Genomic DNA, 14,442 nt, shown 5'->3' on the forward strand with positions numbered 1-14,442 from the left:
CATGACCAACCTGCGCGCGGACCTGAAACTGGTCGTGGGCGCGGCGACGGCGAAGGCACTCGCCAAGGGCCTCAAGATCGAGACGGTCAGCGACCTCCTGCGCCACTACCCCCGCCGCTACGCCGAGCGAGGGCAGCTCACCGACATCGCCGGGCTCGAACTCGGCGAGCACGCGACCGTGATGGCGCGGATCGAGCGGGTCAACAAGCGCCGGATGAAGGCGCGCAGCGGCACCTTGCTCGAAATGGTGATCACCGACGGCAAACGCCGCCTGCAGTGCACCTTCTTCAACCAGGCCTGGCGCGAAAAGGACCTCGTGCCCGGCAAGAACGGGCTCTTCGCGGGCAAGGTCACCGCTTTCCGCGACGTCCTGCAACTGGCGAACCCCGAGTACGAGCTGTTCGAAGCGGATCGGGAAGCCGAGGCGATGGACGACTTCCTCGCCGAGATCATCCCCGTCTACCCGGCGGCGCAGGGGATCCCGACGTGGGTGATCGCCAAGAGCGTGCGCCAGGTGCTCGACGTGCTGGAGGTCGACGAGGACCCGATGCCGATGGAGTTGCTCGCCCAGTACGGCTTGCCCGACCTGGAAAGCGCGCTGCGCGGCATCCACCGCCCCTCGAGCTGGGACGCGCTGAACTCCGCGCGCCGCAGGCTCAAATGGGACGAAGCCATGGCGGTGCAGCTGATTTTCGCGCAGCGACGGCATTCCCTCGTCTCCCGGCCCGCGAAAGCCAGCCCGCACACCGAAGGCGGCATCCTCGACGCCTTCGACAAACGGCTCCCGTTCGCGCTGACGTCCGGCCAGCAGGAGATCGGCGAGGAGATCTCCCGCGATCTGTCCACCGAGCATCCGATGAACCGGCTGCTGCAGGGCGAGGTCGGTTCCGGCAAGACCGTGGTCGCACTGCGCGCCATGCTGCAGGTCGTCGATTCCGGGCGGCAGGCGGCGCTGCTCGCGCCGACGGAGGTCCTCGCCGCGCAGCACGCCCGGTCGCTGCGCGAGATGCTCGGCGACCTCGGGCAGGGTGGTCAGCTCGGCGGCGCGGAGAACGCGACACGGGTGACCCTGCTGACCGGTTCGATGGGCGCCAAGGAACGCAAGAAGGCACTGCTGGAGACGGTCAGCGGCGAGGCCGGGATCGTCGTCGGCACCCACGCGCTGATCCAGGACACGGTGTCCTTCGCGGATCTCGGCCTGGCCGTGGTCGACGAGCAGCACCGTTTCGGCGTCGAGCAGCGGGACGCGCTGCGCTCCCGCGGCGCCGACGAGACCAGCCCGCACGTGCTCGTCATGACGGCGACACCCATCCCGCGCACGGTCGCGATGACCGTCTACGGCGATCTGGAGATCTCCGCGCTGCGCGAGATGCCTGTCGGCCGATCGCCGATCAAGACGTCGGTGGTGCCGGTCGCGGAGCGGCCCGCGTGGCTGGACAGGGCTTGGCAGCGGGTCCGCGAGGAATGCGGCAAGGGACACCAGGCGTACATCGTCTGCCCGCGCATCGGCGACGAACCGGCGTCGGACAAGGGCGACAAGCGGCCCGCGCTCGCCGTCCTCGACGTGGCACCCGAGCTGGTCGAAGGACCGTTGAAGGGCCTGAAGATCGCGGCCCTGCACGGCCGGATGCCCGCCGACGACAAGGACGCCGTGATGCAGGCGTTCTCCAAGGGTGAGCTGGACGTGCTCGTCGCGACCACCGTGATCGAGGTCGGCGTGAACGTGCCGAACGCGACCGCGATGGTGATCATGGACGCCGACCGGTTCGGCATCAGCCAGCTGCACCAGCTGCGCGGCCGCGTCGGCCGGGGCAGCGTGCCGGGACTGTGCCTCCTGGTCACCGAAACCCTCGACGGGACGACCACCCGCGAGCGGCTCGCCGCCGTCGAGTCCACGACGGATGGTTTCGAACTGTCCAGAATGGACTTGGAACTGCGCCGGGAGGGCGACATCCTCGGTGCCGCGCAGTCGGGGAAGAAGTCGACCCTGAAATTGCTGTCGCTGCTGCAGGACGAGGAAGTCATCGCCGAGGCGAGGGCGCGGTCGCTGGAAATCGTCGAGAAGGACCCGGCGTTGGGGAACTACCTCGGGCTGGCGCACATGATCGCCGACGTCGTCGACGAAGATCGTGTGGAGTACCTGGAAAAAAGCTGACGTGAACATCTCTGCCCGATCGGACCTTGTCGCAGGACGGGATGCGAGGTTTCCTCGTTCTGCAGGGGCGAGGGAGGCCGGGGATGACGTCATCGGTGCGGGTCCAGCTCGGTGAGGACGGGGCCGACGCCGAGCGGGTCGACCAGCTCGCCGGGTACCTCCGAGGGGAACTGATCGAACGCGGGGTCGCCGACGTCAAGGCGCTTCCCGCCGGCGAGGCGCCGCCCGGCTCGCGCGGGTTCGACGTGGCGACGGCGGGCGGTCTCCTGGTCACGGTGGGGAAGTCCGCCGACGGGCTGCGTTCGGTGGTGGCCGCCGTGCGGGAGTGGCTTTCGCGCGGCGGACGGGTGAAGCGCACGGTGCGGCTGGAGATCGACGGCGACGTGCTGGAGCTGTCCGAAGCGACCCTCTCCGATCAGGACAAGCTCGTCGACCTGTTCGTGAGCAGGCATTCGCCGTCATGACCGGCGAGCGGCGTGCCTTGATCATCGCCAACGGGGAGTACGACAACCCCGGGCTGAGCGCGTTGCGGTCTCCGGCGGCCGACGCCGAGGCGCTCGCCGAGGTCCTCGCCGATCGCGACATCAGCGACTTCGACGTCCAGGTGGTGCGCGACGAGACCGCGCACGTCATCGCGAGCCGCGTCGAGGACCTGTTCGCCGACAGCGCGCCGGACGACGTCCTGCTGGTGCACTTCTCCTGCCACGGCTTGAAAAGCGAGTCGGGAGACCTGTTCTTCGCCGCCAGGAACACCCGGCCGGAGCGGCTGGCGTCGAGTGCCGTTCCCGCCGACTTCGTCCAGCGCTGCATGCGGATGAGCCGATCGCGGAGCATCGTTCTCCTGCTGGACTGCTGCTACGGCGGTGCTTTCAGCCAGGGGGTCGCGGTGCGCGCCTCCGGTGAGGCCAACGTGCTCGACGCTTTCCCCGGCGGCGGTTTCGGCGGCCGCGGCCGTGCGGTGATCACCGCGTCGAACTCCATCGAGTACGCCTTCGAGGGCGATCACCTCGCCGACGACCAAGTGCGGCCGTCGGTGTTCACCTCGGCACTGGTCGACGGTCTCCGGACGGGCGACGCGGACCGTGACGAAGACGGCTGGATCGCGCTCAGCGAGCTTTACGACTACCTGTTCGACAGCGTCCGCGAGCGGAACCCGAACCAGACGCCCAGCCGCGACATCGAGATGCAGGGCGAGCTGTACCTGGCCCGGAGCAGGCGCCGCCGCATCAAACCGTCGCCGGTCCCGGCCGATCTGCGCGCGGCGAGCGAGGATCCGAACATGTTCACCCGCCTCGGCGCGGTGACGGAACTGCAGCGGCGCCTGACGAGCGAGAACCTCTCCGTCGCCATCGGCGCGCACGAAGTCCTCGCCACGATGGCGCAGACCGACATCCAGCACATCGCCGAGGCAGCCGAACTCGCGCGGCGGGAATCGTGGGTGCGCACCGAACCCGAGGTGGTGAGCTTCGGCGAGGTCGTCCGGGGAACGCGGCCGGTGGCGCGGATCCGGCTGGCAGGGCCGCCGATCGCGCGGGCCTGCCGGTTCGCGTCGTCGCATTCCTGGCTGCGGGTGACCGAAGTCGACGGCGGGGCCGAGATTTCGCCGGACCTGGTGGAGATCGGGGTGTTCGACGCGCGGGTCACCGTGACCGGGCCGACCGGTGAGGTGGTGGTGCGAGTCGAGGGCCAGGTCGTCGAGGAACCGATGCCCGAATCCCCGCCCGCACCGGCGCCTCCGCCTCCTGAGCCCGTGCGCGCGCCTTCGCCGGTGCCCGAACCCCCGCCGCCGGCGCCGCCCGTCGAAACCGCCGCTCCACGGCCGAAGCCCGACCCGTTCGCTGCCGCCGCCGGCGTGTTCGCGTTCGTGGCGGCGGTGTACCTGGTGATCATCGCTTTCCCGCTCAGCAGCGGTTTGGAGGATTTCTTCGAGGACGGTGGCTGGATCGTCGTGCCGCTCATCGTGTTCGCGGTCGGCGCGGGGATCGCGATCTCCCTGCCGCGGACGCGCCGGACGGTGGGGCCGGGAGCGCTGTGCGGGCTGGCGCTGCTCTCGGCGATCCCGTACGGCCCGGCCGTCCTCGTGCTCGCCGACGGCTGCCTGCTCGCCGGGGCCGTCTGCGCGCTGATCTCGGTGCGGCGCGACCGGAGTTTCCGGCTCAGACTGGGGAAACCGCGTGACGCCTTCGCCGTCGTGGCACTCGTGGCCGGGATCGGCGGCGTGGCCGGTCTCTCGGTGGAGGCCGGCGAACTCTTCGCATACTCGTCGAGCCGGGCCGACGAGGGCGCGCTCTACCTCGTGGTCGCGGTGATGCTCCTGATCGGGACCGTGCTCGGCGCGCTCCTGCGTCCGGCGGCGTTCGGGATCGCCTTCCACGGTGGGGTGGCGGGCGGTGGCATCGTCATGGTGTGCGCGCTGTTCTACGCGCTGCCGAGCAGCTCGCGCGTGACCGGCGCGGGCTGGGGGATCGCGCTGGGAATGGTGCTCTCGCTGGCCATCGTGACCGGTTTCGCGGCCCGCAAGGCGAAAGGCTGACGATGCCCACGATCCGCCCCGCGACCGTCGAGGACGCCTGGCCCATCGCGGAGGTGAACGTCCGGTCGTGGCAGTCGGCGTACCGGGGCCTGCTGCCCGAGCTCTACCTGCGCGATCTTTCGGTCGAGGGCAGGGCGGGCCGCTGGCAGCGGATCCTCGCGGATCCCGCCAACCGGGGCGACGTCCTGGTCCTCGTCGAGGACGGTTCGCTCCTCGGCTTCACCGCCGTCGACCGGGAACGCGGGGAACTGCGCGCGATCTACCTCGAACCGGCTCGCTGGGGCACCGGATTGGGCAGGCTGCTGCTCGACACCGCCGTCGCCGCGCTGCGGGATTCGGGGCATCGCGATGCGACGCTGTGGGTGCTCGATTCGAACGAGCGCGCCCGGCGCTTCTACTCGGCCGCGGGATGGACGCCGGACGGGGCCGAGAAAACCGACACCATGCCCGGCGAAGACGTCCCGCTTTCCGAACTGCGCTACCGGATCGACCTCGTCAGCGAGTGAACCAGGCGCGTTCCTCGGGTTTGTTGAGGACGACGATGATGCCGATGGCGATGCCCATCCCGATCAGCTGGGTGATCGCCCCGCCGCTGAACAGGCTGATCACCCCCAGGACCACGGACAGTCCTTCGACGCCGATGACCGTCGGCCGCACCCAGGCCGAACCGCGGGAGATCCTGATCGCGCACGCGATCAGCACGAGGGAGACCACGAAGCCGAGGAGCGCCAACGCCAGGGCGAGTCCCGCTTCTTCATCACCGTGGTCGAGTGCGTTGATCGCGAGGGCGGTCACGAGCGCGCTGACGAGGAGATTGAGGACCGCCTGTATCCACAGGAAGACGCGGACCGTCTTGAGCTGGCGCGGCATCTCCGGCGCCTTGTCGCGGACTTCCTCGGTCATGACGGGCTCCCTCTCTCGGCACGGAGAGACCAGTGTGGGTCCGGAAGTCCTTGGCGCTGACGGTAAAACTGTCCTCAGCGCGTGACCAACCTCCCGCGTTCAGTCCTCTGAATGCGGGGCGGGTACGAAGGCGCCGTTCCGCGCGGCGGCAGCCACCGCTCGCGCCGTGACCCGCGCGTCCGCCACCGTGACCCGTTCCCGGGACAGGAACAGCCGGTAGAACATCGGCCCGCACACCGCCCGCACCAGTTCGTCGCCGTCCGTCCCGGGCGGGACCTCGCCCCGCGCGACGGCCCGTTCCGCGATCGGCGCCATCCGCACGTGCCGGTCCGCGTAGAAGTCGTGCAGCGCCTCGGCCGCTTGAGGTGACTGGAAGGCCGCCAGCACCGACGCCGTCGGCAATTCCTTGAGCGCGGGTTCGGTGAAGTACCGCACGACCTCCGCGGCCACTTCGTACAGATCGTCCTCCAGCGACCCGGTGTCGGGCGCCTTCCAGTCGTCCTCCGCGCCCATCGGCAGCGCGGCGGCGACGAGACCGTCCGGTGAGGACCAGCGCCGGTACACCGTGGTCTTGTGCACTCCGGACCGCTCGGCGACGGCGTCCACGGTCAGTTCGCCGAATCCGTGTTCGGCCAGCAGGTCGAGGGTGGCGTGCAGGACGGCCTGGCGGGTGCGTTCGGTCCGGCCGCCTGGCCGCTGGGTACCGGAGGTTGCCAACTGCTACTCCTGTTGCGTTAGTGTGGTCAGTATGTCAGACCCCGCGAAGATCGCCGAACTCATCGGGGACGCGAAGATCGTCGCCATCGGTGAGAACAACCACCACGTCCACGAGTTCGGAGACCTGCGCAATCGTTTGCTCCAGCACCTCGTCGAGCACCAGGGCTTCCGTGTCGTCGGTTTCGAATCCGGTTTCGCCGAGGGCGAGCTCGTCGAAGACTGGCTGAACGGAGCCCCCGGGGACGTCGCCGACATCGGCCGCGACGGCTTCACCTTCTCGCTCGGCGAGTCGCCCGAGGCGCACGAAATGCTGACGTGGCTCCGCGAGCGAGGCGACGTCCGGTACTTCGGTCTCGACGTGCCGAGCTCCGCGGGCTCGCCCGTGCCCGCGCTGCAAGCGGTCCGCGCCTACCTGTCCACTGTGGACGCGCCTGCCGTGAGCCTTGTCGACACCGCGATCGAGGCGACCGAGGGATACGCGTCGATCAGCAGCGCGGAGGCGCCCGCCAAGTACGCCGCCCTCGACACTGTGACAAAAGACAAGGCGACCGCGGCGCTCACCCGGCTCAAGACGCACCTCACCGCGTTGCGTCCCGTCTACGGGGACACAGCCGTCGCCGAGCACCACGTCGAAGGCGCGCTCCGCGTCGACGCCTACCTCGCCGAGGTGGCCGCGATGATGTCCGGCACCGCGCCCGCCCTGCAGGGCGGTTCGCGCGACGCGTACATGGCCGAGAGTGTCCGCCTGATCCGACGGCTCCACGGTGACGACACGAAGATCGTCGTGATGCTCCACAACGGACACCTCCAGCGGGTGCCGTTCTCGCCGTTCCCCGGGCTCACCTCGCCCTCGGCGGGAACGCATCTGGCCGCGGAATTCGGCGACGACTACTTCGCGCTGGCGCTCACCGCTGTCGAGGGCGAGACCACCGGCCTCAAACCGGATCCGGCCGCGCGGCTCGGGTTCACCGTGTACCGCCAGGATCTGGACGCACCCGCGGAAGGCAGCGTCGAAGCCGAAGGCCCCGGCCTGGTGGACCTCCGCTCGCGACGCGGAACGGAGGGACCCCAGAGCATCCGTCACGCGCACCTGTTCAACCCGGTCGACGTCGTCAACGCCTTCGACGCGCTGGTCTGCTTCCCGAAGTCGACGGTCAGCGGGCACCTCCGACCGGCCCCAGCCGATCGGGTGGTTGAGGTTGCCACTCGCGGGTGACAGGCGTAGGCCCGAGGCATGATCATGCGACTGGTACGAGGAATGGGCGCACTGGCCTGCTCGGCGCTGCTGGTGACCGCCGTGGCCCAGCCCGCCTCCGCGACGGAAGTCCAGCAGAACCCGCCGAACTGGGGACTGGACCGGATCGACCAGCGAACGGGTCTCGATCAGCTCTATCACTACGAGACCGACGCCAAGGACGTCACGGTCTACGTGATCGACAGCGGTGTCGACGCGGCGCATCCGGACTTCGGCGGCCGGGTGAAGCCCGGTAAGGACTTCCTCAACGGCGGCACGGACACCTCCGACACCAACGGTCACGGCACGTACCTGGCCGGCGTCGCCGCGTCGAGGAGCTATGGCGTCGCGAAGGCCGCGCAGATCGTCCCGGTCCGGGTGATCGACGCGCAGGGCGGCGGAGCGACGGACAAGATCATCGCGGGTATCGATTGGGTGACGCAGAACGCACACCAGCCCGCCGTCGCCGTCCTCGGCATCGGCGGCACCGCCAACGACCAGCTCGACGCCGCCGTCCGCGCGCTCGCGGCTGTCGTCCCGGTCGCTCTCCCGGCCGGTGGCGAGGCCACCGACGCGGGGCAGTTCTCACCCGGCCGGGTCACCGAAGCACTCACCGTCGGCTCGACGGACGCGAGTGACCAGGTCGGGTCCACGTCGAACTACGGTGAGGTCGTTGACCTGTTCGCACCCGGCGTGGACGTGCCGGGACCCAACGCCGGGGGCAGCGGCGGCCGGGTGCTCAGCGGGACGTCGTCGGCCGCCGCGCACGTCGCCGGGGTGGCCGCGCTGTACCGGGCCCTGCACCCCACTGTCTCGGCGGCGGACGTCGCGAAGACGCTCGTGGACCTCGCCGCGGTCGACGTGCTGACCGGCGTCCACGCGGGCACCGCGAACAGGTTGCTCCAGACCCCGGGTACGCAACTCAAGCGGGGATGACGTCCATCACCTGGGCAACAACTCCCGCCCTGCGGGACCTAACAGGTAACGTGCCTCACCTACCGATCCGATGATGGGAAGGACCGGCATGTTCCGCAAGGTACTGGTCGCCAACCGGGGTGAGATCGCCATCCGCGCGTTCCGCGCCGGATTCGAGCTCGGCGCGGGCACGGTGGCTGTGTTCCCGCACGAAGACCGCAATTCGCTCCACCGGCTGAAGGCCGACGAGGCCTACGAGATCGGCGAACCCGGTCATCCGGTGCGGGCCTATCTGTCGGTCGAGGAAATCGTGGCGGCCGCGAAGAAGGCGGGCGCCGACGCCGTTTACCCCGGCTACGGCTTCCTCTCCGAGAACCCGGACCTCGCGCGCGCATGCGAGGACGAAGGCATCACCTTCGTCGGGCCGAGCGCGGACATCCTCGAGCTGACCGGGAACAAGGCCCGCGCGGTCAAGGCCGCGCGCGAGGCCGGGGTGCCGGTGCTGGGATCTTCCGAACCGTCCTCCGACATCGACGCGCTGATCGCCGCCGCCGAGGAGATCGGCTTCCCGGTCTTCGTCAAGGCCGTCGCCGGCGGTGGCGGACGCGGTATGCGCCGCGTCCTGGAGCCCGCGCAGCTGCGCGAGTCCATCGAGGCCGCCGCGCGCGAGGCCGAGTCGGCCTTCGGCGACCCGACGGTGTTCATCGAGAAGGCCGTCGTCGAGCCGCGCCACATCGAGGTCCAGATCCTCGCCGACGGCGAGGGCAACGTGATCCACCTCTACGAGCGCGACTGCTCGGTCCAGCGGCGGCACCAGAAGGTGATCGAGCTGGCCCCGGCGCCGAACCTGCCGTCCGAACTGCGCGACCGGATCTGCGCCGACGCGGTGAAGTTCGCCCGCCAGATCGGCTACCGCAACGCCGGCACCGTCGAGTTCCTCCTCGACAAGGACGGCAACCACGTCTTCATCGAGATGAACCCGCGGATCCAGGTCGAGCACACGGTGACCGAGGAGGTCACCGACGTCGACCTCGTCCAGTCGCAGCTGCGCATCGCCTCCGGCGAGACGCTCGACGACCTCGGGCTCTCGCAGGACAAGGTGTACCTGCGCGGCGCCGCCCTGCAGTGCCGCATCACCACCGAGGATCCCGCCAACGGCTTCCGCCCGGACACCGGGATGATCAGCGCGTACCGCTCGCCCGGCGGTTCCGGTATCCGCCTCGACGGCGGCACCGCGTTCTCCGGTACCGAGATCAGCGCGCACTTCGACTCGCTGCTGGTGAAGCTCACCTGCCGCGGCCGCGACTTCAAGACCGCCGTCGGCCGCGCGCGCCGCGCCGTCGCCGAGTTCCGGATCCGCGGTGTGGCCACGAACATCCCGTTCCTGCAGGCCGTCCTCGACGACCCGGACTTCCGTGAAGGCCGCGTCACGACGTCGTTCATCGAGGAGCGCCCGCATCTGCTCACCGCGCGCCACTCGGCGGACCGCGGGACCAGGCTGCTGACCTACCTCGCCGACAAGACGGTCAACAAGCCGCACGGCGAGCGTCCGCGCACCCTCGAACCGCAGGTCAAGCTGCCGAAGCTGCCCAAGGACCTCGAACCGGCGCCCGGCTCGAAGCAGAAGCTCACCGAACTCGGCCCGGACGGTTTCGCCCGCTGGCTGCGGGAGTCGCCGACCATCGGCGTCACCGACACCACCTTCCGTGACGCGCACCAGTCGCTGCTCGCCACCCGCGTGCGGACGAAGGACCTGCTCGCCGTCGCGCCGATCGTCGCGCGCACCACGCCGCAGCTGCTCTCGCTGGAGTGCTGGGGCGGCGCGACCTACGACGTCGCGCTGCGGTTCCTGGCGGAGGACCCGTGGGAGCGGCTGGCGAAGCTGCGGGAAGCGGTGCCGAACATCTGCCTGCAGATGCTGCTGCGCGGCCGCAACACCGTCGGCTACACGCCGTACCCCACCGAGGTGACCAACGCCTTCGTCGAGGAGGCGACGGCGACCGGCATCGACATCTTCCGGATCTTCGACGCGCTCAACGACGTCGAGCAGATGCGCCCGGCGATCGAGGCCGTCCGCGAGACCGGATCCGCGGTCGCCGAGGTGGCGCTCTGCTACACCTCGGACCTGTCGGACCCGGCCGAGAAGCTGTACACGCTGGACTACTACCTCAAGCTGGCGGAGCAGATCGTCGGCGCCGGGGCGCACGTCCTGGCCATCAAGGACATGGCGGGCCTGCTGCGGGCGCCGGCGGCGGTGCGGCTGGTTTCCGCGCTGCGCAAGGAGTTCGACCTCCCGGTGCACATCCACACACACGACACCGCGGGTGGCCAGCTGGCGACGTACCTCGCCGCGATCCAGGCCGGGGCGGACGCCGTCGACGGTGCCGTCGCGTCCATGGCGGGCACGACGTCGCAGCCTTCCCTGTCCGCGCTGGTCGCGGCAACCGATCATTCGGACCGGCCGACCGGGCTGGACCTGCAGGCCATCGGCGACCTGGAGCCGTACTGGGAGAGCGTGCGCAAGATCTACGCGCCGTTCGAGGCGGGTCTCGCGTCGCCGACCGGACGCGTGTACCACCACGAGATCCCCGGCGGGCAGCTGTCGAACCTGCGCACTCAGGCGATCGCGCTCGGCCTCGGCGAGCGGTTCGAGGACATCGAGGCGATGTACGCGGCCGCGGACCGGATCCTCGGTCACCTGGTGAAGGTCACGCCTTCGTCCAAAGTGGTCGGTGACCTCGCGCTGCACCTCGTGGGCGCGGGTGTCTCGCCGGCGGACTTCGAGGCGGAGCCGAACAAGTTCGACATCCCCGACTCGGTGATCGGTTTCCTGCGCGGCGAACTGGGCGACCCGCCCGGTGGCTGGCCGGAGCCGTTCCGCACCAAGGCCCTCGAAGGCCGCGCGCAGCCGAAGCCGGTGCAGGAACTGTCCGAAGAGGACCACAAGGGACTGGCCGAGAACCGTCGCCAGACGCTGAACCGGCTGCTGTTCCCCGGGCCCACGAAGGACTTCGAGGCGCACCGCGAGCAGTACGGTGACACGTCGGTCCTGCCGTCCAAGGACTTCTTCTACGGGCTGCGCCCGGGCGAGGAGTACTCGGTCGACCTCGAACAGGGTGTCCGGCTGCTGATCGAGCTGGAGGCCATCGGCGAGGCCGACGAGCGCGGGCTGCGCACGGTGATGTCCACGCTCAACGGCCAGCTGCGCCCGATCCAGGTCCGCGACACCTCGATCGCGTCGGACATCCCGGCCACGGAGAAGGCCGACAAGGGCGACCCGAAGCAGATCGCCGCGCCGTTCGCGGGCGTGGTCACGCTGCAGGTGTCCGAGGGCGACGTGGTCGAGGCCGGTGCGACGGTCGCGACCATCGAGGCGATGAAGATGGAGGCGTCGATCACGGCGTCGGCGGGCGGCAAGGTGTCGCGGCGCGCGATCAACGCCGTCCAGCAGGTCGAAGGCGGAGACCTGCTGCTCGTCCTGGAGTAGCGCGGACTTGCGCATCTTGAGGTACATGAAGGCCCCCTTCATTGCGCTAGGCGCAGTGAAGGGGGCCTTCATGTACTTGGATCAAGCGCATCCTTGCGGCCGCCGCTAACGTGGACCGGTGCTGATCCACGCCGTACCCCAGTTCCAGGGCGCGCTGACCGACCGAGCGCCGGAGATGCCCGAAGGCTGCGTCGCGCTCGCCGAGCTGGCGGGCCACGTACTGGGCGTCCCGGTGCACCACATCCGGCAGACCCGCGAGACCTCGCCTGTGGTCGACGGGATCGCCAACCGTGAGGTGCTGACCGGCGCCAACCGGGCCGCGCAGCTCGCCGCGCTGGAGGCGCCGGGAGGGCCGGTGCTGACCATCGGCGGGGACTGCGGGGTCGAGCTGATCCCGATCGGGGTCGCGCGCTACCGCTTCGGGCCGGGTCTCGGCGTCGCCTGGTTCGACGCGCACGCGGACCTCAACACCGCGGAGACGTCGCCGTCGGGCGCGTTCCACGGCATGGTGCTACGGTCGCTGCTCGGCGAGGGCGACCCGGATTTCGCCGCGAACCCGCCGGTCGAACCCGGTCGCGCCGTCCTCGCCGGGACAAGGGTGTTCGACGACGCCGAGCGTGCCGCGATCGATCGCGGGCTCGTCGTCGAATCGGCCGACGTCGCCGCCGGGCTGGCCGGCTCGGACAAGGTGTACGTCCACGTCGACCTCGACGTGCTCGACCCGGCGGAGTTCGACGGGCTGAACTGCCCGGAGCCCGGAGGCTTGACGATCGAGCGCCTTGTAGCGATGCTTCGCGGGCTGAGCGGCTTCGAAGTCGTCGGCGCGGGGATCACCGAATGTGTCGGCACCGAGGTGCGCCCGCTGGAGCCCGTGCTCGAAGTACTCGGTGAATTGCTCACCGAAAAGCAGTGACACTCCGTCACAGCGAGGCTCGCTTCGGCCGTTCGTACGTACCGTGCGAGCCGTTTGCCGGGCACTTGTCATCAAAATTCAGGGATGAACCGTGATTTTGTCACGAAGGTGACAAGAAATCGGTTTCTTCTGCGAAAGGTGACACATTCACGAGCGAGTTTGCGATGTGTTCGTTGTCACCTCACGACGATCGTGGGATGTCAGGACGCTGGGCGGAGCAAAGGAGCTGCGATGTCGGTGGAGCGCGGGATCGAACACGCTGCGCAGTCCCCTGCAGCACTGCCTCGCAAGCTCGCCGATATTTTGCGACCGGAACTCGGCAGTCTCGCCAACGAGATCGTCGACGAGATCCGCGCGACCATCCCCGCCTACGCGCGCCCGCTCGACGGGCCCTACGGCAAGTCGATCCGCGCCGGCGTCGAGTACGCGATCACGCTGTTCGTCGCCCAGATCGCGGATCCCTCCGTCTCCAAAGAACAGTCGCACGAGGTCCACCATCGCCTGGGGCAGAACGAGATGCGGGAAGGCCGCAGCCTCGACACGCTCCAGTCGGCGTACCGGGTCGGCGCCCGGGTCTCGTGGCGGCGCATCATGCGCGTCGGCCGTCGCAGCGGGCTTTCGTCCGCGGTGATGTCGCAACTGGCCGACGCGATGCTCGCGTTCATGGACGAACTCGCGTCCGTCGCGCTGGACGGCTACCTCGAAGCGAAGGCGCGCACCGCGGGGGCGCTGGACACGTGGCGCCGCAAACTGCTGCACCTGGTGCTGGAAACCCCGCCCGCGCCGTCGAAGGCGATCGCGGAACTCGCGCAGCTGACCGGCTGGCCGGTGCCCGAGCGCGCGACACCGGTGGTGCTGCACCCGCTCAACGACGCCGTCAGACCCCGGCGGCACAACGCGGTGGATTCGGACGTGCTGGCCGAACTCGACTGCGCTGAGCCGCGTCTGCTCGTCCCCGGCGAGATCTCCGGCGCCCGGCTGGCCACCCTGCAGGCCGCGCTGCCGGACTACCGGCTCTCGATCGGCCCGTGCCGTCCGCTGGACTCCGTCGCCGATTCGCTGCGCTGGGCGCGTGACGCCCTGCATCTCTCCGAACGCGGGATCATCCAGGCCCGCCGCGTGATCCGCGCCGAAGAACACCTCGCGACCCTGCTCGTCAACGCCGACTCCGTGCTGACCTGCCAGCTGCGCGACCGCCTGTTCGCCCCGCTCGCCGAGATGACCGGGAAACAGCAGGAACGGCTGCTCGAAACCCTCCGCGCCTGGCTCGACAGCCAGGGCAACGTCGTCGACATCGCAGAGCGCCTCCAGGTCCACCCGCAGACAGTCCGGTACCGCATGCGGCAGCTGCAGGCGACCTTCGGCGAGTACCTGCGCGACCCGGGCGCGCGGTTCGAAATGGAACTCGCGCTGCGGGCCGGCGTCACCCCTTCCTCGGCGCCCGCAGGCTTCGCGCTGCCGGAGATCCTTCCGGCGCCGCGCAAGAGTACACAGTGGACACCGAGCGGATCTTGACCCGGAGTGCGATGAAGGGTCTTCAGGACCAAAGTGTCCTGAAGACCCTTTATCGCACGTTCGTGATCGA

Annotated in this window: 11 protein-coding genes; 9 read left to right on the plus strand and 2 right to left on the minus strand. The window is 69.7% G+C overall.

What is annotated here, in order from left to right:
• Position 1 precedes the first annotated feature (1 nt).
• The 4 genes from recG (at position 2) to ACZ6YV_RS29970 (ending at position 5,194) form a co-directional block, all read left to right on the plus strand.
• A complete protein-coding gene (gene recG, locus ACZ6YV_RS29955; protein WP_465512782.1) occupies positions 2–2,155 on the plus strand; it encodes an ATP-dependent DNA helicase RecG in 2,154 nt (717 codons plus the stop codon).
• A gap of 83 nt (positions 2,156–2,238) precedes the next feature.
• Positions 2,239–2,619, plus strand: a complete 381-nt coding sequence (locus ACZ6YV_RS29960) for a hypothetical protein (protein WP_465512783.1) — start codon at positions 2,239–2,241, stop codon at positions 2,617–2,619.
• On the plus strand, positions 2,616–4,688 hold the full coding sequence (locus tag ACZ6YV_RS29965; protein WP_465512784.1) for a caspase family protein: 2,073 nt from the start codon (positions 2,616–2,618) through the stop codon (positions 4,686–4,688). Before ACZ6YV_RS29960 ends, ACZ6YV_RS29965 begins: the two co-directional genes overlap by 4 nt.
• A gap of 2 nt (positions 4,689–4,690) precedes the next feature.
• Positions 4,691–5,194 carry a GNAT family N-acetyltransferase gene (locus ACZ6YV_RS29970; protein ID WP_465512785.1) on the plus strand — a complete coding sequence of 168 codons (504 nt, stop codon included), beginning with the start codon at positions 4,691–4,693 and terminating at the stop codon, positions 5,192–5,194.
• Here ACZ6YV_RS29970 and ACZ6YV_RS29975 read toward each other — a convergent pair.
• Positions 5,184–5,591, minus strand: a complete 408-nt coding sequence (locus ACZ6YV_RS29975) for a hypothetical protein (RefSeq protein ID WP_465512786.1) — start codon at positions 5,589–5,591, stop codon at positions 5,184–5,186. The genes ACZ6YV_RS29970 and ACZ6YV_RS29975 overlap by 11 nt on opposite strands.
• Positions 5,592–5,690: 99 nt before the next feature.
• Complete coding sequence (locus ACZ6YV_RS29980; protein ID WP_465512787.1) at positions 5,691–6,308, minus strand: TetR/AcrR family transcriptional regulator; 618 nt, start codon at positions 6,306–6,308, stop codon at positions 5,691–5,693.
• A 31-nt stretch (positions 6,309–6,339) separates the two neighbouring features.
• Here ACZ6YV_RS29980 and ACZ6YV_RS29985 point away from each other — a divergent pair, with 31 nt between their 5' ends.
• The 5 genes from ACZ6YV_RS29985 (at position 6,340) to ACZ6YV_RS30005 (ending at position 14,372) form a co-directional block, all read left to right on the plus strand.
• A complete protein-coding gene (locus ACZ6YV_RS29985; protein WP_465512788.1) occupies positions 6,340–7,524 on the plus strand; it encodes an erythromycin esterase family protein in 1,185 nt (394 codons plus the stop codon).
• 18 nt (positions 7,525–7,542) lie between these two features.
• The gene (locus tag ACZ6YV_RS29990; RefSeq protein ID WP_465512789.1) at positions 7,543–8,478 is read left to right on the plus strand and encodes a S8 family peptidase; all 936 of its coding nucleotides are present in this window, start codon (positions 7,543–7,545) and stop codon (positions 8,476–8,478) included.
• Positions 8,479–8,566: 88 nt separating this feature from the next.
• A complete protein-coding gene (locus ACZ6YV_RS29995) occupies positions 8,567–11,944 on the plus strand; it encodes a pyruvate carboxylase (RefSeq protein ID WP_465512790.1) in 3,378 nt (1,125 codons plus the stop codon).
• Between the two features lie 118 nt (positions 11,945–12,062).
• Positions 12,063–12,857, plus strand: coding sequence for an arginase family protein (locus ACZ6YV_RS30000; protein ID WP_465512791.1), 795 nt, complete (start codon positions 12,063–12,065; stop codon positions 12,855–12,857).
• A gap of 231 nt (positions 12,858–13,088) precedes the next feature.
• On the plus strand, positions 13,089–14,372 hold the full coding sequence (locus tag ACZ6YV_RS30005; protein WP_465512792.1) for a PucR family transcriptional regulator: 1,284 nt from the start codon (positions 13,089–13,091) through the stop codon (positions 14,370–14,372).
• Positions 14,373–14,442 lie beyond the last annotated feature (70 nt).

Source organism: Amycolatopsis sp. NPDC102522 (assembly GCF_055584485.1).

Excerpts from the sequence above, each read along its gene's own strand:
- ACZ6YV_RS29985 (WP_465512788.1), top strand. The coding sequence starts at position 6,340 with ATGTCAGACCCCGCGAAGATCGCCGAACTCATCGGGGACGCGAAGATC.
- ACZ6YV_RS30005 (WP_465512792.1), top strand. The coding sequence starts at position 13,089 with ATGTCGGTGGAGCGCGGGATCGAACACGCTGCGCAGTCCCCTGCAGCA.
- recG (WP_465512782.1), top strand. The coding sequence starts at position 2 with ATGACCAACCTGCGCGCGGACCTGAAACTGGTCGTGGGCGCGGCGACG.
- ACZ6YV_RS29965 (WP_465512784.1), top strand. The coding sequence starts at position 2,616 with ATGACCGGCGAGCGGCGTGCCTTGATCATCGCCAACGGGGAGTACGAC.
- ACZ6YV_RS29995 (WP_465512790.1), top strand. The coding sequence starts at position 8,567 with ATGTTCCGCAAGGTACTGGTCGCCAACCGGGGTGAGATCGCCATCCGC.
- ACZ6YV_RS29975 (WP_465512786.1), bottom strand. The coding sequence starts at position 5,591 with ATGACCGAGGAAGTCCGCGACAAGGCGCCGGAGATGCCGCGCCAGCTC.
- ACZ6YV_RS29990 (WP_465512789.1), top strand. The coding sequence starts at position 7,543 with ATGATCATGCGACTGGTACGAGGAATGGGCGCACTGGCCTGCTCGGCG.
- ACZ6YV_RS29960 (WP_465512783.1), top strand. The coding sequence starts at position 2,239 with ATGACGTCATCGGTGCGGGTCCAGCTCGGTGAGGACGGGGCCGACGCC.
- ACZ6YV_RS29970 (WP_465512785.1), top strand. The coding sequence starts at position 4,691 with ATGCCCACGATCCGCCCCGCGACCGTCGAGGACGCCTGGCCCATCGCG.